Origin of the sequence: Acidovorax sp. ST3 (genome assembly GCF_003231145.1) — a bacterium.
Classification (GTDB): Bacteria; Pseudomonadota; Gammaproteobacteria; order Burkholderiales; family Burkholderiaceae_C; genus Acidovorax.
The window spans coordinates 1-19,544 of sequence record NZ_QKVP01000001.1; the positions used below are offsets into that span (position 1 = coordinate 1).

Consider the following 19,544-nt stretch of genomic DNA (forward strand, 5'->3'; position numbering starts at 1 on the left):
GGGAATTGCCGCTAGCCGGCGGGCTGGAATTGGAACGCCAAGCCTTCGGTGTGCTGAGGGACAGTGAGGACCGGCTGGAAGGACGCAGGGCCTTCGCTGAGAAGCGCTCTCCGACATTCCGCGGCCGTTGAGTGTTTCGCGTGGGGATTGCCGCGGTATCGACAGCTTTTCCCACGGAATCGTCTCCTCCTCCCCAAGTCAACTTACTTTGAGCGTTGTGCATTTAACATGGAGCAGCCTGTGAACATCAATCGTCCCATCTGGTTAATTAACCTCTTCGTTATACTGGCATCCTTCATCTGCGCGCCTCAAGCTGTTGCACAACCGAGCAGCAGACCCCCGGCGAAAATCTTGGTAGGGTTCTCGCCCGGCGGGACGCTGGACGTGGTGACTCGAGCACTTGCGGATCAGCTAAGTACCCCGCTGAATCGTGCGGTCGTGGTTGAGAACAAGCCAGGCGCCGGCGGGAAGATTGCGATCGATACGTTGCGGGCCGCGCCAGCCGATGGAAGCGTTGCGATGTTGTGTCCGGACTTCCTCGGATCCATTTACCCGTTCGTCTTCAATAAACTCAACTACGACCCTCAAAGGGACATATTGCCGGTATCAACGGTGGTCGAGTTTGCGATGGCGCTGGCGGTACCTGCTTCCTCAACTTCTAAGAGCTTTGCCGAGTACGCTGATTGGGTTAGGAGCCACCCGGAGAAGGCCAATTTCGGTCATGCCGCATCAGGGGGGCCAACGCATTTCCTAGGGTTGCAGATTGCCAAGGCTATTGGTGTTCCGCTACAAGACGTGCCGTTCCAAGGGGCCGCCCCCATGATCTCAAACCTAATGGGAGGCATTGTTGCTGCGGGAACCTCCACCGTTGGAGATTTTGCGCAGCACCACAATGCCGGCAAACTGCGGGTTCTTGCAGTCACTTCTGCGCAGCGTTCCCCACTTCTGCCTGATGTACCGACCTTCAGCGAACTCGGGCGGAAGGATCTCACCGCAGTGGGATTATTGGCCATATGCCTGGCCCCCGGCACACCTGCGCCCGTCATAGCTGAATGGAGCGATGCCGTTCGCAAGGCCGCTGCGACAGAACAGTTCGCGAGCAAGATTCGCACGCTCGGTTTTGTGAACGCAGGGAGCTCGCCAGATGAAGCGCGAGCCAGATTCAAAGACATGCGCAACTTCTGGGAGCCGGTAGTCAAGGCATCGGGATTCAAGGCGGACTAAACACTCTTGAAATGTCCGACATGTCGCCCACTGAGGGCGAACGGTCACTGCCCTTGGGACGCCGCGTCCAGTGCGTTGTTTCATATTTGAATAGTCCACACACAAATATGGCCCATATTGACTATCCCCCAGTTGATTCCCTCCCGCCTGCGCTTCAGGAAGTTCTCCGGAAGAAGAAGTCAAATGTCTTCCGAATGTTGATGCATTCACCGGGGATAGCACCCGGTCTTCTGGCATTTGCGGAGACTGTCAAGAAGGAAAACTCATTGCCTGCGGACTTGATGGAGCTGGCGATTCTGCGCGTGGGCTACGCGTGCGAAGCAACGTATGAAACGTCACGGCATGAGCACTATGGCAGAGCGGCAGGCTTGTCAGGAGCGTCGATCGAAGCAGCAAGATCTAACGAAGGTATCGCCGCGATTCGGTCGATTGACCGCACAGTCATTGCCTTGACCGATGACATTCTGAAAAACGATGGATTGTCTTCAGCAGGGCGCGAGCGTGCTTTGCAAACTTTTGGGACGGGGCAGGTTTCTGACCTTGTCTTAACCGTAGGACTCTACAAATGCGTTTGTTACTTCCTTCGCAGTTTTGGGGTGGACATTGAGTCTTCGAAAGATCGGCCACCTTCACTGATGGGATAAATACGTCAAATTCGCTTCGAAATTTCACACAATTCTTCGCGCGCTTCCGTACGAGGAAGGCATTGTGTCACCACGTGTGTTTAGGAAAATACCATGCAGAAATACATTTGCACGACCTGCGGAACCCAATACGCGGAATCTGAAAAACCGCCACTCCACTGCCCCATATGTGAGGATGATCGTCAGTACGTCGGGTGGGGAGGTCAGAATTGGACCACGCACGATGCCCTGGTGGAGAAGTACAAACTTCGAATCGAGGACGACTGTGGGTTGCTGGGTATTGGTATGCCGAGTGGGTTTGCTATTCCACAGCGGGCGCTTCTCTTGCCGACGGACGACGGTAATGTTCTTTGGGAATGCGTGAGCATGGTTACAGACGAAGCAGTTGCTGAAATCAAGTCGCGCGGGGGTGTCAGAAGGATCGTTATTTCACATCCTCATTTCTACACATCTATGATCGAGTGGAGCGAAGCTCTGGGCGGTGTACCTATCCTGCTGAATGCGGCAGACAAAGCTTGGATTCAGCGACATGCTCCCCAGATCGAGTTCTGGGATGGGGATGTTCACAGACTCTCCGATCAGATGACACTCCTTCGCGTTGGCGGCCATTTCCCAGGGAGCTCTGTGCTTCATTGGAAGCAAGGGCCACGCGCGGGCGGTGCACTTTTCCCGGGTGACGCATTGCAGGTTGTGTACGACCGGCGGCACGTCTCGTTTATGTACAGCTACCCGAATTTTGTGCCGATGAAGACCAGTGACATTAGAGCGATACGCGAGCGGTTAGTTGGCTATGATTTTGCTGACGTTTTCGGATTTACCTGGGGCTTGAATATCATCGGCGGGGGAAGGGCTGCAGTAGATGCCTCCTTTGATCGATTCCTCGCTGCTGTCGAGGGCTAAGAATGGCCTGCTGAGTCCGCGTCCTTGGTCTGGATGCTCAGCCGTTGGACAATCTGTCTAACGGACGGTTCGTATCCAGTCTCGAAACAACCTGACTGTTGGTGTTTTTGCCTTGATAGGGTCGCAGACAAGGTAGTAGCCGAGTTCCGTTTTGGCAACATGTTCCGCAGCGGCGACCAGACGCCCAACGCGCAAGTCTTCCTCTACGTAGGCTCGTTGGGCCATTGCTATCCCAAGACCGTCGGCCGCAGCTTGATAGCACAAAGCGGCATTCGCCAGCGTGAGGCCTCGCTGCTGCGGCGGATTCTCGAAGCCGCTTGATTTAAACCAGAGCGGCCAGGCTTGCGGTCGCAGCATGGAGTGCAGGAGGTTGGCCTGCAGCAGATCCTGAGGTGCACGCACCTGCATAGCTAGGCTGGGCGCACAAACAGGTAGAAACTCATCATCAAACAGGTGATCCAGTTCGACATCGGTCCACTCGCCCATACCATGCCGAATTGCACAATCAGCCCCTTCAAGGCGGATGTCGTCAGCTATCGCAATCGTGGCAATCTCCAGATCCATGTCGGGATGTTGTGCGTAGAAGCCGTGCAGGCGAGGGACGAGCCATCGAATCGCCAGAGTGGGTGTTACTTTCAGGCGCAGCAGTTTCTCCGCCTTTTCGTCGGCCACCTCATCCAACGCGTCGTTCAGGCGATCAAACGCATCCGATACGCGGTAAGCGAGTCGTTCACCAACGGAGGTAAGCTGGATTTCACGCCCAGACTTTTGGAAAAGCTGGGTGCCCAGCCCCGCTTCCAAATGCTTGATCTGTTGACTAACGGCGCCCGGAGTCACATGAAGCACCTCAGCGGCGCGCGAAACGCCCTTGGCACGACAGACGGCATCGAACACCCTTAGTGCGCCCAGAAGTGTACGGAGGCCTTGCATTGATTCGATCTGAAGGCTAGGCGGGCTCCGCTCATGCATGAGTCCGCGGTGTTGATATGGATTTGGTGAAAGAACGACAAGAAAAGACGCTGATGAAGCATTTCAAGTCCGTACAAGACTAAGGACTTCACGCACGTCTGCAGCTGTCGAAATTGGACGAAGGTTGTTCCGCGTGACTTGCGGGTGTTCAAGTGCAGGTTGGATGAAAGACTCCACCTGATCAAAATTCAGACCCAAATCTTGCAGACTTCGAGGCATGTTGAGCTCAGTCAGCAAGTTGAAAAGCACTTCGGAGAAGGGACCGGTACGCCCTAATAGACGTCGCACATTGTCGTGTTGAGGAACTGCGTGGCCTTCCAACCACCGCGCCTGGGCCAGCATCAGGACGCAAGCCGCCTCGCTGTGAGGAACGGATGCGAGAGGCCCGACGATGTGTACCATCCAGTGGCTGAAGCCGTGCGGCACAGACATCTGCCCCATGCCTGTATACCAAGTGGCCAATTGGCAGTTCGAGAATGCCTCAGAGTCTGTACGATATCTCAGGCGCGGTAAGTTCTCGACGTAGAGCTGGATCGCTTTTTCCGCCATCAAACTGGTAAAGGGATGAGGCTGGGTCGAGCATGCCGTGTTGATGGCGTGGTCCAACCCGCGAATGCCCGTAGCCAGTAGCAGCGAAAGAGGCGTGCGAGCCAAAAGATCCGGGTCATAGACAATTCCGCGCGGAGCTCCATCAGTGACCAGGAAGCGTGCCTTCAGATGGGTCTGGTCATCGATGGGCGTGCCAGCTGGGGTCCACTCCGAGGTGGAAAGGGTTGTCGGTACCGCTATTTGCCTGATCCGCGGCGGCTGAGATGACGTGGCGATCATCTCCGTTCCGTCCGCAGACATCCTCATTTGAAGTTTCAGCAGGGCATCGCGGTCGAAAGTCCGTTCGGTGACGCACAACTGGATGACCTTGCACATATCCATAACCGAACCGCCGCCCACAGACACAATGACGTCGGCCTCGCAAGCAACCACCTGACGAGCGCCGGAAAGCACGTTCGACAGCGGCGAATGCTCGCCAACCGCATCGGTGACACCGACACATCGCTTACCCAATGACGCAACAAGTTGGCGAATTGTGTCAGTGCGCTCATTGAGCGTGCGGGAGCAGACAATGAATGCGCGCTGATATCCAAACCAGTCCAGCAGCTCTGGCACGCCCGTGTGTATGGACGTTCGATGCAGGATTCGGTCGTGACCTGAAAAGAGATAGCGCGTGCCCTCCCTTTGCGCCGACTTCGCTTCTGACAGTTCTTCGTCGCTTGTCACACAGAGTCTCCGTTCAGTTCTTTTTCGCAGTTTGCACAGGCATAGTTCTTAGCACTTTTGGATTCCGATGGTGCGGTTGAGGAGCTCCTCTTCGTCGCGCAGCGCCGCTGCTGAACCAGAGTAGGCAGCGATGCCACGCTCCAGGACAATGACGTTAGTAGAAAACTCGAGAACCACGTCCACGTGTTGCTCAACGAGGATACAGCCCACGCCCAACTGATCGCTCATCCGAACAATCGCGTCCATCAACTCCTCCCGCACCATCGGTGCCAGCCCCTCGAGGGGTTCATCGAGTAGAAGAATGCGTGGCTGTCCAACGAGTGCTCTGGCCACGGACAACATCTGCTGCTCGCCGCCAGAAAGCTGAGTGCCCCCATTGCGACGTCGCTCCTTAAGTCGAGGGAAAAGGGCATAGATCGGTGGCAATGCAACGCTTGCCGATCTGCCCTGTAGACCCGATAGTAGGTTTTCCTCCACCGTCAGCGATGGAAAGATATCGCGACTCTGCGGCACATAGCCAAGTCCAGCGCGCGCGCGCGCATACGTGCTAGCGCTGCTGATGTCGCGCCCTCCGAACTCGACGCGTCCCTTCATCAGATCGGCAAGACCCATCGCCGTTGCGAGCGTCGTTGTCTTACCTGCACCATTGCGCCCAATCAGCCCAAGACGTTCGCCTTCGCGGACTTTGAAGCTGAGATTCTCGACGACCGGAATGCTGCCATAGCCTGTCGTAACGTTGTCGAACCGAAGTTCAATAGTTGGCTTAGGCATGACCATCCCGTCCGAAGTAAATTTGTTTGACTTGCTCGTTGGCGGCAACTTCCTTTGGAGAGCCTTCCACCAATATTGCACCTGCAACCAGAACGATGATGTGCGAAGCAAACCTGAAGACCAGGTCCATGTCGTGCTCGATAAGCAGGACAGACAGGTCCTTCGGAAGACTTTCGACAGCGTCCATGATGCGGCCACCTTCGCCTTGCGGAACGCCTGCACCTGGTTCGTCCAAGAGCAGTACTTCGGGTTTCATTGCGAGAGCCAGAGCGATCTCTGCTAACCGCTGCTCGCCGAGAGCCAGCTGCCCTACAACCCGCCGCGCGAAAGGCTGTAGACCCAGCATGCCCAGTGTTTCGAAGACCTCTTCGCGAACTTGCGCGGAGCGCGCGCTCGAGGGCCACCACTGCATCGATGCGCGATGCCGTTGCAGCACGGCGACCTTGACGTTCTCCTCAACCGTGAGATCTTTGAAGAGGCGGCTGATCTGGAATGTACGGACGATGCCGTTGCGGACGCGTGCGTACTGCGGCAGTTGCACGATGGAGCGGCCGTCAAGCAGGATATCTCCTGACTTAGGGCGTAGCGCTCCACTCAGCAAGTTCACCAAGGTCGTTTTGCCGGCGCCATTCGGTCCGATCAATGCAGTGCGTGCCCCTTTGGGAAGCGCGAGCGAGACATTCTGTGTGACGGCCAGTCCACCAAAGGAATGGCTGAGATTCTGAGTTTGTAATCGATAAGTCATTTGGCTGCCCTGTCCGTGCCCAACCGCTTCGCATAAGCCATAGCGCGATCTAGAAGACCGATCAGTCCTTCCGGCAGTACGATGAGTACGACGATCAACATCGATCCAATAAAGAACAGCCAGTGATACGGATTCAAGGTTGAGGCGATGTGGTGAATGGTCATGTATGCGATCGTGCCTAGCACAGCGCCCGACAGGCGACGGGTACCACCCAGTACGATCATGACCACGACACCTGCCGATGTCGAAAAGTCCAGCATGAAAAGATTTGCTACCTTGCTAGTTTGCGCAGTCAATGCACCAGCAAGCCCAGCGACAATTCCGCCGACGGTGTAGATAGCCAGCAGATGCAAGTACACACGGCCCCCTAAGGCCTGTACTCGGCCCGAGTCCTGGCGGATGGCTTTGGCCGTCAGACCAAAAGGAGAATCCACCAGATTTCGGACTAGGAAGTACACAAGAACCAAGGCTCCAAGCGCATAGAAGTAGCCGGTTTGGCCTATGAAATTGAATTCCCATATGCCGAACAGAGGGCCGATATTGAAGCCCGCTAGGCCGTCGTCGCCGCCGGTGAGCCATCTAGCCCAGTTGGCCAGTTCCAACAGCAGTTGAGCCACTGCAATGGTCAGCATGACCAGCGTGAGTTTGGTCGTCCGCAGCATGACGGCACCGCTCAGCAATGCAATCAACCCACCACCCAGCGCACCTAGCAACAGCCCCACAAGGGGATCCGTCGTCAGATACAAAGCAGTCCAGCCAGCTACGTATGCACCGCTGCCATAAAGCGCGGCCTGACCTAGGGTTGCAATGCCTGCTTGGCCAAGCACTAGACTCAACGACAGCGCAAAAATGGACATAGTTGCCATGTTGGTCAGCAATCCGAGATCTTGCGGGAAAAGCACGAAGGCCAGCAATCCCACCAACGTCAGCACGATCTCGACACGCAATTGCCTCCAAGGACTGATTGGGCGCGAATCGACCACCGCCAGAGAGGGAATTACCGCGCTCATGTCTGCCTCCCGAAAAGCCCCTGCGGCCGCACCAGCAGGACGATGATCATCGTCAGAAAAAACGCAGCCGATGCGAGCTGCGGAACCATATATTTCATGGATGTCTCCACAATGCCAAGCAGCAGCGCTGCAAAGAATGAGCCAAAAAGATTTCCGTTGCCCCCAACGGCAACAACCGCCAAGAGGACCACAAGATACTTGGAAGCGTAGGTAGGTTCCATGGGCAACAACTCCGCACCAGCGATACCTCCCAACGCCGCAAGCACTGCGCCGATGGCGAAGGTGGCTGCATAGATCTTCGTCGTGTCGATGCCAATGGACCGTGCGATGGGTGCGTTGTCGACGGCTGCGCGCACGCGAATACCGAAGGACGAGCGATCTACCGTCAGCCAGAGAACAATCACGACGAGCAGACCGCAGGCAACGACGATGAGCCGATGTCTGGGAATTGAACGAAATCCCAGATCGACTGACCCCGTGAATGCTTCGGGTAACGCGACTGATGTCACCGAAGATCCGAACAACAGATTCACTGCGGCAGTCGCTACGAACATCAGACCAATCGTCACCAGCATCTGATCGAGATCGTCGCGCCGGTAGAAGCGTCGCAGAAGAAGGCGCTCAAACACCAAGGCGATGAGTCCGACCAGAAGGATCGCAAGCACGAAGCCTGCGCCGATCGGGATGCCAAGGCGCTGAGGCAGGCTGGCGGCGAGAAAGCCGCCCAGCATTGCGAACGCACCATGGGCGAGATTCACGACCCGCATGAGACCCATGGTCATGGACAGCCCCACGGTGATCATGAACAGGATCATCGCGTAGGTGATCCCATCGATCAGAATGCTGCTAAGAAGAGCAACAGACATGTTGAAGTCCTGGATCACTTGGCCGTGTTCTGGATGCGTCCGTAGTCGGGTTGCATCTCGAAAGTCCGGAATTCTCTGTTCACATAACGGCCGGACGCATCCTTCTCGACGATGCGCATGTAGACGTTTTGCACAAATTCGCGCGAGACGGGGTCGATCTTCACAGGGCCACGTGGGCTTTCCCATGAAAAGCCCTTGGCCGCCGCCATGGCCTTGGGGCCATCACGCTTGCCGTCAGTTGCTTTGACCATGTGATAGATAACATGCAGACCGTCAAAAGCGTTCGCCAACTGGACGGTTGGGATGGCTTTAGGTGCCACTTCACTCAGGGTTTTCGTGACGGATTTGTTCAAGGGCGAGTCGTGTGACGCCGAATAGAACATGCCGGTCTCGATACCCAAAAGATCCGGTCCGATTGCGCGCAGCTGATCTTCATCCGTTTCGCCTGTGCCCAGAAAGCGAATGCCCGCTGCACGCAATCCTGCCTCGTTGTACGCCTTGATCATGGCGTAGGTCGCGGGACCACCTGGGCCAAATACATACAGCGCATCTGGCTTGAGCGCCTTCACGCGCTGCATCAGCGGTCCGAAGTCAGTCGTCTTCAGCGGTGCGCGAATCGCTTCAAGCAGTTTTCCTCCACTACCAACGAACTCAGTGGTGAAACCCTTCTCTGCATCTAGGCCAGGACCGAAATCACTGACTAGCGTAACGACATTCTTAACGTTCTTTTCCTTGGCGTACTTTGCGACCGGGACGGCCATCTGCGGCAACGTGTACGAAGTACGCAGTAGATAGTCCGACTTTTCGAGGAGCGAAGAGGTTGACGCGTTGAAGATGACGACGGGCACCTTAGCCTCCTGTGCGAGTGCGGCGACTGCGAGGGTGTCGGGCGTGAAGTAAAGACCGCCGATGTACTGGGCGCCTTCTTTGATGATCAGTTCCTGTGCAAGTGCTTTGGCCTGCGCAGGGTTGATTTCTGGGAGGTCGCGGAAAATGACTTGGATGGTGTGGCCACCAGATGTCGTGCCGTTCAGCTTTTGATAGGCCTTGATCGATCCTTCCCAAGTTTGACCTACCGCAGAGAACGGTCCTGACATGGGCGCGATAATTCCTACTTTGATAACGTCGGCGAGGACTGGGTTTGCAATTGTTGCAAGTGATACGGCTATTGCGGCGGCGAATTTGAGGATCATTTTTTTCTCCAGGTGGTGGGGGACTGGCGCGGGTTGCGCAGAGGCTGACTGACGTGAAATATGAGTTGGCGACGTGGATCAGGGGAGTGCGGTCGGAGCTTTCTCGGCGGTTGCTTCCAGGGCTTTATCGCGGGGCATCAAGGTTGCATATTTCTGATTCATGTCGAAGAGATTTGCATCGTGCGCATGCAATGAACGATCTCCGACGCAGTCGGTGACCACAAGCGGGCGGAAACCGTGGCACATGGCATCAACGACGCTGGCACGAACGCATCCACTGGTTGTGCAGCCAGCAATCAGCAAGGTTTGTACGCCGCGTTGAGAAAGCCAAGCCGCTAGCGGCGTACCAAAGAATGCCGAGGGATTTGTCTTACGCAGGACATACTCGCCGCCGATAGGTTCAAGTTGCGAGACGATTTGACTTTCTGGCGCTTGCTCGCGCAGGGCGAGCAGGGACGGGACTTTGAGCGCCATGATGGTTGCGTCCGTCCCATCATCTTGGTACACAACTCGCGTATGAACGACCGGCCAGTTGCGATTTCGTGCTGCCGATAAGAGGCCGCGGGTGCATTCAATAGCCGGGCCTATGTTGCCGCCGCCGAACGTGCGCGGGTCAGCAAATCCATTGACGAAATCGACTATCAACAGGCCGAACGGTGCTTTGGGCGCGAGCTCATTGCCGAACCCTTGCCTTTGGTAGATGTCCTGATCGGAGCTCATTGAAAAGCCTCGTCAATCACTTTGCCATCTTGAACCACGACGATGTCGTCGAGCTTCACTGTGCAGTTGCGCAAGGGAATGTCGAGGTGACAAGGTGTTGTGCGAGGTCCACCTGCCTCGTTGTTTGGACCTAATGAGAACAGGAAGTTGCCTTCAAAAGCGCGTGCATCCTGACCTGTTGTCGCCTCCCGGTCCATGAGCGACAGTGTGTGCCAGTAGCACCGTGGCTGCATGCCCCATCCGATGTGCGCGATAGCATAGGCCTCTGGATCCTTGTAGGCCTCCATGAACTCGCGCAGCATGGCGGCATCGACATCACCTTCAATGCTGCGAACGAAGCCGTCGCGCAAATTCAATGTGATCTTGTCAGAGACATAGTTTCTCTGCGGCAGAAGGATGTCCCCGTGATCGACCACGATAGTGCCGTCGCTGCCGCCTTCATTGGCGAAGGTAAAAAGGAATCCGCTTGGCCAGTGATCCCAACGTCCAGGTTCCTCGCAAAACCCATATTCGCAAATGGTTGGGAATTCACCGAGTTTGAAAGTCACGTTCGTGCCGGCCGGAGACGTGACGTACATCTTTTTCGCCTTCTTGAGGAGCTTCGATGCATTCAACACGCGTTTGCGATCGTCCTCGGTCGGAATCGCCCGCACCAGTACTTCGGGTGGCTCCGCGACCAAAAGTATCTTCGTTCCAGACTCCAGAATTTCCAGTTGTTCGGGAGAAAACAACAGCACCATCAGGTCAAGAACAAGATCGCTATTCTTCATTGCCGCAAGTGCGACCGGATTATTCGTTAGGGGTGTTTCGCCCAAATAATTCATGCGGTCGCGGCTAGTTGCTTTCTCCGCGTTGATGGGCTGCAGCTCGATCTTGGTGACGATCGCGCCTGCTGCCTGTGCTGCGATGGTCGCCGTCTGCAGCGTTTGTGGATGGGTGTGGGGACCACACAGGATCGATACTTTTTGTCCACGTTCCACCTTGCTGAGCTTAAGAACTTCGTTCCATGCGTTGATCAATTGATAATCGCTGACTGGCATTTTTTGGTCCTTTGGTTTGGATTGTTAGATCTGCAGGAGCTGGAGCTCCTCCGTGCTGCCCATCTTGAAGAGCCTGCGCGCATTGCCGTGGCAGACCATTGCACGGACACTGTCGGTGAGGGGCGCTTCTTCGATGAAGGTGCAGGCCTCGGCGGTCGACTCATACGGGTAGTCGACTGAGAAGAGAACTGCCTCGGCACCGAGCTCGCCGACTGCGCCCAGCAAGGCGGGTGCAGAGCACACGCCAGAGGTGGTTATGAGAATGTTGCTGCCGATGTACTCGCTAGGCTTACGTGCCAGCTTGATGCCCGATGGGTAGGCGGCAAAGCGGCTGTCAATGCGCCAACGCTGGAAAGGCAAGGCCTCCCCCATGTGACCCAGAATGAGATTCAGACGAGGGAAGCGGTCGAACACTCCTCCGAACAGCAGGCGCAATGCATGGCCTGCCGTTTCTACGCCCCAACCCCACGCGGCGCCCTGAAGCACTGGCATACCCTCTAGTAGCGCCGGCGGCTGGCTGAATGCGTTGGGATGCAGGTAGATGGGTACGCCGAGCGCCTGCGCTCGTTCCCAAAACACGTCAAACTCCGCGGCTTCGTAGTAGCGTCCTAGAGTGTGCCCATTGATCATCGCGCCTTTAAAGCCGTACTCGACGACAGTACGCTCCAATTCGTTGGCTGCGGCGGTGGGATCCTGCAACGCCACATGGGCGAAAGCACCAAAACGTTGCGGGTGGCGTGCCACACGTTCCACCAGGAACTCATTGTTCTCCCGTGCTCGGCGCACAGCGATGTCGCGATCTGTCTCGGCCTGTACGCCGGGCATCGTTTGGGAAAGAACGACGTATTCGATGTTTCCTGCATCCATCTCTTGAAGACGCTGGTCATCGAAATCGGTCAGTTTGGCATCTAGCTTTGCGACGAAATCCGTCGGCAGCGCTCGGGTGTACTTCGCAGAGTACTCATCGAACCCTGGTGCGGAGAAGTGCTCTTCCAGTGCGATCTTTGGGGTTGTTTTCATGTTCGTCATAGGTAGCCTCAAACTGGATACGCCAGGGCGGTATCAAGAATTTCCGTGTCATGGACCACTTGGCGACTAGCGATGAGCAGTTGGTCGCCCTCGCGCACGAAACGGTCGTGATACACACCCGCCAGATGGACCGTAGAAGGGCCTTCGACGAGGGTCTGCATTAGGATGAAAGGTGTCTGCGAACTCACCGTGTTGTCGGCTTCCTTTAGTACACGCGTGATTCCAAGCACATGCAGCATGTGTCGCGGTGCGAACATTTGGGAGTGCGCTATCGCCAAGGCGCGGTCGATGATCATGTCCAAGCCCTCGCAGTACATGAGGCCTACGGGCATGTTCAGCAGCGCGTTGTGGCGCGAGGTGATGCGGTAGGTGGCATCCTTGCTAAAGAATCCAGGCCAGCGTTCGACATCGTTCGCGTCAAGGGCAGCACAGTACTCGACATGGAATGAGTCAATTTCTGCGCGCAACTCGACAGCGCGTTGCGGTGACATCGAGGTCTTGATGTAGGCGAGTTGCTCTTTCATGCTGCCTTCTCCGCGACACGGATGTCCATGACTTCCCGGTAATACTGGTACATGGATCTGATGCAGGACTCCGAGATCAGGTTGCGCGCCGAGCCTTCGTGACCCGCATCGAGTTTGACGACGTTGTTGTCTGTGGACGAGTTGCGCAGCCCCTCTTGCACGAACTTCAATGCTTCGTTGTCCTCGAGGCCGAGGAAGCCAGAGGGCCCCATTAAGTTACCCTGACGCAGGCGGTGCCGTGTCATGTCTGGCGTGTCATCTTCGTAGCCGAACATGGTCCACTGCATCACCATGCTGTTGGGACCGTTCGGAATGATCTGGCGCACGCCCAGGGTGTTCATCTGACGCTGCACGATCATGCTCGGCCACAGAGTCATCATGTTGGCCGACCAAGGCGAATCGAATTCGCGCACGTAATCCAAGAAACGTTCGTCCCGCAACCGAAGGTCATCGCTGAACGACCGCATCTCCGCTTTGTCTTCTGCGGCAACCGTGGCATAGACTTGGTCGGGTTTAGAAGAGGCCATGAAGCCGTGGCGACCGTGAACTTTGTCAGCAACTACGGTCGACTTGATGCCTGGAACCAGCAGGCCGAACACCACGAGAAACGAATGAAGCAGCGTCGCGTGGTAAGGGTCCTTCAGGTTCTCGTGGTACATCTTCCAATTGCACGGAAGTTCGTTGCGGCAATATCCGAGGATCTTGAGCTTCTTGCCCGAGAACGTGACATCGAACTCATCCACGATCTCTTTGGTCATGTACTCCTCCAGCGGTGGGGTCTTGTCGGAGTACGTAGCAAACACCACACCATTCCGTGTTGTCACGCGCAACTGGCGGGTACCATGCTCAGCGTTTTTGAAGTCCGGCGGCATCCCACCCACCTTATTGATACCCCGTTTGAATGGAACGCCTTGAAGGTTCCCCTTGAGGTCATAAGACCACTGGTGATAGGGGCAGACAAACTCCTTCGTGTTACCTTGGCTGGAACGGCAGAACTCAGCTCCACGGTGAGCGCAGCGGTTTTCGAAGACAGATATCGTGTTGTCCTCCGCCCGTGCAATGACGACAGGCGTGGCGCCGACGTAGCCGCGCTTGTAGTCGCCTGGGTTGGGAATCTCCGCTTCCAGAGCTACGAAGTTCCATGTGTCACCGCGAAAGATGCGTTCGATCTCCTGGTCATATATGGCTTGGCTGGTGTAGACCCAGTCGGGAATGTTGTTCATAGCGTCTGCAGGCCAGACACACTGATCCAATGGCGGGTTCTTTCGGGCATTGGTAATGCCGATGACCGCCTGCGATTGATACATGGAAGCTCCTTTGCGATGAGGGGGGGGTTAAACGGTCGGGCTGGCTTGGGCATGCATTTGCTTGACCCATGCGCGTAGGTTGGTTTTTTCTAATGGAAAGTCCTCCCACTGAACGGGCTGGCCGCGTTCGAAAATAGGGCGGATGGCTCGAAGGTCTGAGCCGGCATTGATGGCAACGCCGTGCAGCGGAACACCGTCCCGATGGCCAATCCACATCACTCTGTCGCTGCTCGGGTCGCCGCGGCGGACGTATTCGAGATCGGCAGCGGGCAGGCCTAGAACCTGGATGTTGTGTCGCCCTTGGTCAGTCCAGAACCAGGGAACTGCGGGCATAGGAAGAGGGGCGCCGAGCATCGCTGCCGCAGCAATACGAGCCTGTTCGTTCGCGTTTTGCCAAGACTCCAGTCTCGTTGGAGCCGTGTCACCAGAGCGTCTTTGGCTGGTGCAGTCACCACAAGCGAACACATGTTCGTTGCTAGTACGACAAGATGAGTCGACGAGAATCCCACCTCCTGCTGCTATCTCTAGTCCAGCTCCGCTTGCTAGCGAGTCATTGGGGGAGAGACCAATCGCTACGACTAGTTCGTCCAACTCGAGTTCGCCAGCGTTTGTAGAGAGGCGCATGCGGCCGCTCGACAACACATGGACTTCATTGAGGGAGGCTGCGAGCAATAGCTTCGTACCTGCGTTCCTCATCCAGGCTTCCAGCCAAGCTGACGCCTCGCTCGGCAGAAATCGGTCGAGCAGAGTGGCCGCACGTTCGATAACCGTGACCGATGCACCTGATGAGAGTGCGGAGTTGGCGATCTCCAGCCCGAGAAAGCCGCCACCCAGGACGGCGATCTGGGGCTTTGCAAGCAGAGAAGCACGCAGCCGCCTAGCGTCATCCAGGGTGCGGATGTAGTGCACGCTACCGTCGGCAGCAGGAGGCAACGAAAGTTTTCGTGCATCACCACCCGTGGCAATCAGACACTTTTCATAGTCGAGCACCCGGCCATTCGCCAATCGGACCTGACGACGCGGCAGATCCAGAGCAACCGCTTCATTGTTGCTCAGCAGTTCAATGTCGCTGTGCGTCCAGACATCCTCTGAGAGCACCTCCAGCCTGGGCTCTTCAGCGGCAGTCAGAACTGCCTTTGACAAAGGCGGGCGTTCGTACGGTCGATAGCGTTCGCGACCGATCATAGTGATACTGCCGCGGTAGCCCTTCTCGCGAAGGGCCTGCGCAGCGATGGCCGCAGATTGACCCGCGCCAACGATGACAACGCCAGGCGACGTCATTTGCTCGCGGGCGACAAGACGTAGATGTCGTCGCCTTCTCGCTTAACTGCGTGGACCCGAAGGTCCACAGTAGCCGGCGCGCACATGGCCCTACCGGTGCGGATGTCAAAGCGAGCTTGGTGTAGAGGGCATTCCACACAGCCGTCTTCAACATATCCCTCTGACAGCAATGCCGTGGCATGCGTGCACATGCTGTCTGTTGCGAAGAACTCATCGTCAATCCGGTACAGCGCAACGCCGTGACCAGCCACACTGACAGTCTTGGCTTCGTCGTTGCTGAGTTCCTGCGCCGAAGCGACCTTTATCCAATCCATGGCTCTTTTCCTGAAATTTTTGGCACCGAAAAAATTACTCAGTGAACTGTCATATTAAAGAGATTTTTCGACCTTTTCAAGTGCGGGTTTGTACTGTGCTGCAGTGCACCATTATGAATTGCTTAGTTCTCTCATGTGGTGCAAAAGATGCGGTTTTCATAGGGAAAATGCACCAACATGAGGACCTTCTTAGGTGCTGATCCTTCATCAGCGTTTACCCGCTTCTCAGGTTGTTTGGTTAGACATATACTTGTGCAAGTGAACTTACATAAGTTGAGTTTTTCTAGAGCAAAACTTGATTGAGCGATGGGATGGCTCCAAGGGCGAAACAGCTTCGCGTTTGCGGCCTGAATCTTCTAGAAGGCGTTTCAATGTCGCGTTGGAGATGCCCAGCAAGATGAGCTCACGGGTGCTCGTTCGGCGTATAGACATTGGTGAAGGAAAAGGAAACGTATGGACCAAGCAGACATACCGGCGAGGCTGTTGAAGCGAGAGGGCATTGGCGCCCGAGTACCTCGCAAAGAAGATGCGCGTCATTTGGTGGGCAAGGGCAACTTCGTTGGGGACTTCGTGCTCCCTGGCATGCAAGAGGTGGCATTCCTACGCAGCTCTTTGGCTCACGCCTCCATCACTGGCGTCGAGATTCCGGAAGAGCTCGCAGGGAAGGTGTTCCTGCGCGAGATGATGTCGGACGCAGCGGACATTGGCTCCCCATCTTCTATACCTACCTACCAGTACTCAGCGTTGCCTCCGCTGGCATCAGGCAGAGTTCGCCACGTCGGGGAGGCCATCGCGATGGCTGTGGCCCCTACCCGTGCAGTGGCGGAGGACCTGCTCGAGGATGTGCAGGTTTCGTATGAGGAGTTGCCGGTCTATCACGATGTTGAGTCGGCACTCGGAGCCACCGGAGATTTCATGCACCCAGGGTGGAAGGACAACCGCTTCCTCACGCTGCGAGCCAATCGCGACTTCGATGAATTGGCGGCACAAGCTGAGGTAAAGGTTTCACGTACAGTGGAACTGTCACGCCAATGCATCGTCCCTTTAGAGGGCAAGTCAGTGCTGGCTTATTGGGACTTTCAGACTGATCAACTGGTGGTGGTGAGTGCGACTCAAGTGCCGCACTTGCTACGCGTGGGCATCGCCCAGCACCTCGCGATGAATGAAGAGGCGGTTCGAGTCATTTCGCCAGACGTGGGCGGAGCTTTTGGATACAAGGGGCAGCTCTACCCAGAAGATCTTTGCGTCGCTTGGCTTGCCAAGACGTATCGCACGCCGTTTCGCTATCTCGAAGATCGCCGTGAGCATCTGATAGTTGGAGCTAACACCCGGCAGCATCACTATCAGCTTACGGCGTACGCGGACCGGGCGGGAAAGCTCTTGGCGCTAGATGCCATCATCACCATCGACGGCGGGGCGTATTCCTACTATCCCTTCTTTGTGGGCTTGGAGCCCGGGCAGGCCATCGGAAATCTGCCGGGGCCGTATTCGTTTCGTGGTTACCGTTGCGAAACCCTGTGTGTGGCGACCAACAAGCCAGGGTTCATGGCCTATCGCGGCGTGGCGCGCACCGGTGTCTGTTTCGCGATTGAACTGCTCATGGATGCGGTGGCACGTGAAGTTGGTCGCGAGCCATGGGAAGTTCGGATGGAGAATCTGGTCCCAGCCGCGGCCATGCCCTACGTCAACGTAGCCAACAAGCACTTTGACAGTGGCGATTTTCCTGCGAGCCTCCGACGCGCGGTAGAGATGATCGGTTTGGAGGCTGTCCGCGAGCGCCAGGCGCGTGGCGAGCCCGACGGACGGCGCATCGGCTTTGGCACCGCAACGTACACCGAGCAGTCTGCTCACGGCACCACTGTTTTCGCCAATTGGGGGCTGCCTGTGGTGCCTGGTTTTGACCAGGCGATGGTCAGGATGACCGCGGATGGTGGGCTTGAAGTGCGAGTCGGCGTGCATTCGCATGGGCAAGGCATGGAGACCAGCTTCGCGCAGATTGCCCATGACGTGCTCGGCATTCCTGTCGCCCGCATCCGGGTGGTGCATGGGGATACTGCGCTGACGCCATTCTCATCGGGAACCTATGCCTCTCGTGCGACGGTCATGTCCGGCGGAGCCATCTCAACGGCATGCAAAGAACTGTTGCCACGCATTCAATCAATAGCCGCTTACCTCATGGGCGTAGACCCAAAGGCGGTCGCATTGATCGAAGGGCGAGCAGTCGCAGGGGAGAAATCGATTCCTCTTTCTGAGGTAGGGAGTGTTTGGTACCTGACACCCCAAGACCTGCCTGCTGACGTACATCTGGGTGGATTGGAAGTTTCCCGAGCCTACAAGCCGAAAGTCGATACGGGTACTTTCACGTACGCGACGCACGCCGTAGTGGTTGCAGTCGACCCTGAGACAGGCGAGGTGGAAATCCTGGACTACGTCGTGGTCGAGGACTGCGGGACCATGGTCAACCCGATGATTGTTGAGGGGCAAACCATTGGTGGCATCGCCCAGGGTATCGGCACGGCAATGTATGAGGAGAGCCCATACGATGAGCAAGGACAGCCGTTGGCTTCAACACTGGCCGACTACATCTTGCCGGGCGCTACAGAAGTCCCACGCATTCGTATCGAACACTTCGAGACTCCTTCGCCCCACACGGATTTCGGTGCAAAGGGTGTCGGTGAGGGGGGCGCTATCGCTCCACCTGCCGTGATCTTCAATGCTGTGAACGACGCATTGCGTGGCACCGGTGCTGACGAGGTCCTGATGACGCCCTTGACACCACGACGCTTGCTAAAAGCGCTTGAAAAATCGACGCTTGGACAGGAGCGCGCTCAATGAAAGCTCCTCGTTTTGCATACACGCGCGTTCTTGAAGTGGGCGATGCCTTGGCGGTGCTGGCTGCGGGCGGTGGCGCCGCCAAAGCTATGAGCGGAAGTCAGTCGTTAGGGCCCATGCTTAATCTTAGGTTGGCTCGCCCAGCGCACGTGGTCGACGTTGCTGGCATTTCCGGTCTGCGCACCGTCCGCCGCAAGGAGGGCTGGGTGGAGATCGGCGCTGCCATTACGCACGCTGAGATCGAAGACGGAGTGTACGAGCCGCTGATAGCTCACCCCATGCGGGAGGTCGCTCGCGGCATCGCCTATCGCGCGATCCGCACCCGTGGCACTGTGGGCGGAAGTCTGGCGCACGCCGATCCCGCCGCGGACTGGGTGGTCACGCTTGCGGCACTCGGGGCACGCATCGTAGCCAAGTCGCCGCGCGGTGAGCGCACGATCGAGGCCGATGCGCTGATGCTCGGAGCGTACACGACAGTGCTGGAGAGCGATGAGCTGATCGTCTCTGTAGTCGTACCGTCTGAGACACCTACGTCTTATTGGGGCTATCACAAAGTCTGTCGCAAGCCAGGCGAATTTGCCGAAGCAAGTGCGGCGGTCTATTTCGATTCAACGCACTCGCGCGCGCGGATCGTGTTGGGAGCTGCAGACGGTCCTCCTATTCTGTTGGAAGAACTAGCAGCCGACATCGCGGCCAGGGGGACCGGGGCCGCGGGGCGTGAGCAACTGCGGGCCGCTGTCCGGACAGCTCTGCCCGAACGCGATGCTCTTGATCTGAAGCTTTTCACGGCCTGTGTGGCGCGAGCTCTCGATCAGTGCGGCATCTTTGCCGATCTCAAAAAAGCGGAGTAAGAGACTTGGAACCGATTTCCATTCAAGTAAACGGCCGCAGTTTCCGTCG

Annotated in this window: 19 protein-coding genes and 1 pseudogene; 6 read left to right on the forward strand and 14 right to left on the reverse strand. The window is 56.7% G+C overall.

Going from position 1 to position 19,544, the window contains the following annotated elements; all coding sequences use genetic code 11:
- The 4 genes and pseudogenes from DNK89_RS24655 to DNK89_RS00015 form a co-directional block, all read left to right on the forward strand.
- Nucleotides 1–131, forward strand: a pseudogene (locus DNK89_RS24655) (enoyl-CoA hydratase/isomerase family protein); the annotation flags it as partial.
- Nucleotides 132–240: 109 nt separating this feature from the next.
- On the forward strand, nt 241–1,224 hold the full coding sequence (locus DNK89_RS00010; protein ID WP_238990634.1) for a Bug family tripartite tricarboxylate transporter substrate binding protein: 984 nt from the start codon (nt 241–243) through the stop codon (nt 1,222–1,224).
- A gap of 107 nt (nt 1,225–1,331) precedes the next feature.
- Nucleotides 1,332–1,868: a carboxymuconolactone decarboxylase family protein gene (locus DNK89_RS24120; protein ID WP_153064223.1), complete on the forward strand. Its 537-nt coding sequence runs from the start codon at nt 1,332–1,334 to the stop codon at nt 1,866–1,868.
- Nucleotides 1,869–1,961: 93 nt separating this feature from the next.
- The gene (locus DNK89_RS00015) at nt 1,962–2,768 is read left to right on the forward strand and encodes an MBL fold metallo-hydrolase (RefSeq protein WP_110958402.1); all 807 of its coding nucleotides are present in this window, start codon (nt 1,962–1,964) and stop codon (nt 2,766–2,768) included.
- Nucleotides 2,769–2,825: 57 nt separating this feature from the next.
- Here the strand turns inward: DNK89_RS00015 and DNK89_RS00020 are convergent, their stop codons facing one another.
- The 14 genes from DNK89_RS00020 to DNK89_RS00085 all read right to left on the reverse strand — a co-directional run bounded on the left by DNK89_RS00020 (nt 2,826) and on the right by DNK89_RS00085 (nt 15,812).
- Entirely contained in the window at nt 2,826–3,662 is an 837-nt protein-coding gene (locus tag DNK89_RS00020) for a LysR substrate-binding domain-containing protein (RefSeq protein WP_238990635.1), read from the reverse strand.
- Nucleotides 3,663–3,800: 138 nt separating this feature from the next.
- Nucleotides 3,801–5,012, reverse strand: a complete 1,212-nt coding sequence (locus DNK89_RS00025; protein ID WP_238990636.1) for an iron-containing alcohol dehydrogenase — start codon at nt 5,010–5,012, stop codon at nt 3,801–3,803.
- Nucleotides 5,013–5,060: 48 nt separating this feature from the next.
- A complete protein-coding gene (locus DNK89_RS00030) occupies nt 5,061–5,783 on the reverse strand; it encodes an ABC transporter ATP-binding protein (RefSeq protein ID WP_110959116.1) in 723 nt (240 codons plus the stop codon).
- A complete protein-coding gene (locus tag DNK89_RS00035) occupies nt 5,776–6,528 on the reverse strand; it encodes an ABC transporter ATP-binding protein (protein WP_110958404.1) in 753 nt (250 codons plus the stop codon). Before DNK89_RS00035 ends, DNK89_RS00030 begins: the two co-directional genes overlap by 8 nt.
- Nucleotides 6,525–7,538, reverse strand: a complete 1,014-nt coding sequence (locus tag DNK89_RS00040) for a branched-chain amino acid ABC transporter permease (RefSeq protein WP_110958405.1) — start codon at nt 7,536–7,538, stop codon at nt 6,525–6,527. The genes DNK89_RS00035 and DNK89_RS00040 overlap by 4 nt, the downstream gene beginning before the upstream one ends.
- Nucleotides 7,535–8,404, reverse strand: coding sequence for a branched-chain amino acid ABC transporter permease (locus tag DNK89_RS00045; protein ID WP_110959117.1), 870 nt, complete (start codon nt 8,402–8,404; stop codon nt 7,535–7,537). Before DNK89_RS00045 ends, DNK89_RS00040 begins: the two co-directional genes overlap by 4 nt.
- A gap of 14 nt (nt 8,405–8,418) precedes the next feature.
- Nucleotides 8,419–9,597 carry an ABC transporter substrate-binding protein gene (locus DNK89_RS00050; RefSeq protein WP_110958406.1) on the reverse strand — a complete coding sequence of 393 codons (1,179 nt, stop codon included), beginning with the start codon at nt 9,595–9,597 and terminating at the stop codon, nt 8,419–8,421.
- A 78-nt stretch (nt 9,598–9,675) separates the two neighbouring features.
- Nucleotides 9,676–10,317, reverse strand: a complete 642-nt coding sequence (locus tag DNK89_RS00055) for an isochorismatase family protein (protein WP_110958407.1) — start codon at nt 10,315–10,317, stop codon at nt 9,676–9,678.
- The gene (locus DNK89_RS00060; protein ID WP_110958408.1) at nt 10,314–11,357 is read right to left on the reverse strand and encodes a 2,5-dihydroxypyridine 5,6-dioxygenase; all 1,044 of its coding nucleotides are present in this window, start codon (nt 11,355–11,357) and stop codon (nt 10,314–10,316) included. The genes DNK89_RS00055 and DNK89_RS00060 overlap by 4 nt, the downstream gene beginning before the upstream one ends.
- A gap of 24 nt (nt 11,358–11,381) precedes the next feature.
- Nucleotides 11,382–12,377 carry an amidohydrolase family protein gene (locus DNK89_RS00065; protein WP_110959118.1) on the reverse strand — a complete coding sequence of 332 codons (996 nt, stop codon included), beginning with the start codon at nt 12,375–12,377 and terminating at the stop codon, nt 11,382–11,384.
- Between the two features lie 17 nt (nt 12,378–12,394).
- Nucleotides 12,395–12,910, reverse strand: coding sequence for a nuclear transport factor 2 family protein (locus tag DNK89_RS00070; RefSeq protein ID WP_110958409.1), 516 nt, complete (start codon nt 12,908–12,910; stop codon nt 12,395–12,397).
- The gene (locus DNK89_RS00075) at nt 12,907–14,217 is read right to left on the reverse strand and encodes a Rieske 2Fe-2S domain-containing protein (protein ID WP_110958410.1); all 1,311 of its coding nucleotides are present in this window, start codon (nt 14,215–14,217) and stop codon (nt 12,907–12,909) included. The genes DNK89_RS00070 and DNK89_RS00075 overlap by 4 nt, the downstream gene beginning before the upstream one ends.
- A 27-nt stretch (nt 14,218–14,244) precedes the next feature.
- Entirely contained in the window at nt 14,245–15,498 is a 1,254-nt protein-coding gene (locus DNK89_RS00080; protein ID WP_110958411.1) for an NAD(P)/FAD-dependent oxidoreductase, read from the reverse strand.
- On the reverse strand, nt 15,495–15,812 hold the full coding sequence (locus DNK89_RS00085) for a non-heme iron oxygenase ferredoxin subunit (protein WP_110958412.1): 318 nt from the start codon (nt 15,810–15,812) through the stop codon (nt 15,495–15,497). Before DNK89_RS00085 ends, DNK89_RS00080 begins: the two co-directional genes overlap by 4 nt.
- Before the next feature lie 453 nt (nt 15,813–16,265).
- On the opposite strand from DNK89_RS00085, the gene DNK89_RS00090 reads away from it, so the two are divergent.
- Entirely contained in the window at nt 16,266–18,647 is a 2,382-nt protein-coding gene (locus DNK89_RS00090) for a xanthine dehydrogenase family protein molybdopterin-binding subunit (RefSeq protein WP_110958413.1), read from the forward strand.
- Nucleotides 18,644–19,495 (forward strand): xanthine dehydrogenase family protein subunit M, encoded by an 852-nt coding sequence (locus tag DNK89_RS00095; RefSeq protein WP_110958414.1) that lies wholly within the window; start codon nt 18,644–18,646, stop codon nt 19,493–19,495. Before DNK89_RS00090 ends, DNK89_RS00095 begins: the two co-directional genes overlap by 4 nt.
- The last annotated feature ends 49 nt before the right edge of the window (nt 19,496–19,544 follow it).

Coding starts and splice junctions, on each gene's coding strand:
- DNK89_RS24120 (WP_153064223.1), top strand. CDS start 1,332: ATGGCCCATATTGACTATCCCCCAGTTGATTCCCTCCCGCCTGCGCTT.
- DNK89_RS00015 (WP_110958402.1), top strand. CDS start 1,962: ATGCAGAAATACATTTGCACGACCTGCGGAACCCAATACGCGGAATCT.
- DNK89_RS00030 (WP_110959116.1), bottom strand. CDS start 5,783: ATGCCTAAGCCAACTATTGAACTTCGGTTCGACAACGTTACGACAGGC.
- DNK89_RS00035 (WP_110958404.1), bottom strand. CDS start 6,528: ATGACTTATCGATTACAAACTCAGAATCTCAGCCATTCCTTTGGTGGA.
- DNK89_RS00040 (WP_110958405.1), bottom strand. CDS start 7,538: ATGAGCGCGGTAATTCCCTCTCTGGCGGTGGTCGATTCGCGCCCAATC.
- DNK89_RS00045 (WP_110959117.1), bottom strand. CDS start 8,404: ATGTCTGTTGCTCTTCTTAGCAGCATTCTGATCGATGGGATCACCTAC.
- DNK89_RS00050 (WP_110958406.1), bottom strand. CDS start 9,597: ATGATCCTCAAATTCGCCGCCGCAATAGCCGTATCACTTGCAACAATT.
- DNK89_RS00055 (WP_110958407.1), bottom strand. CDS start 10,317: ATGAGCTCCGATCAGGACATCTACCAAAGGCAAGGGTTCGGCAATGAG.
- DNK89_RS00060 (WP_110958408.1), bottom strand. CDS start 11,357: ATGCCAGTCAGCGATTATCAATTGATCAACGCATGGAACGAAGTTCTT.
- DNK89_RS00065 (WP_110959118.1), bottom strand. CDS start 12,377: ATGAAAACAACCCCAAAGATCGCACTGGAAGAGCACTTCTCCGCACCA.
- DNK89_RS00070 (WP_110958409.1), bottom strand. CDS start 12,910: ATGAAAGAGCAACTCGCCTACATCAAGACCTCGATGTCACCGCAACGC.
- DNK89_RS00075 (WP_110958410.1), bottom strand. CDS start 14,217: ATGTATCAATCGCAGGCGGTCATCGGCATTACCAATGCCCGAAAGAAC.
- DNK89_RS00080 (WP_110958411.1), bottom strand. CDS start 15,498: ATGACGTCGCCTGGCGTTGTCATCGTTGGCGCGGGTCAATCTGCGGCC.
- DNK89_RS00085 (WP_110958412.1), bottom strand. CDS start 15,812: ATGGATTGGATAAAGGTCGCTTCGGCGCAGGAACTCAGCAACGACGAA.
- DNK89_RS00090 (WP_110958413.1), top strand. CDS start 16,266: ATGGACCAAGCAGACATACCGGCGAGGCTGTTGAAGCGAGAGGGCATT.
- DNK89_RS00095 (WP_110958414.1), top strand. CDS start 18,644: ATGAAAGCTCCTCGTTTTGCATACACGCGCGTTCTTGAAGTGGGCGAT.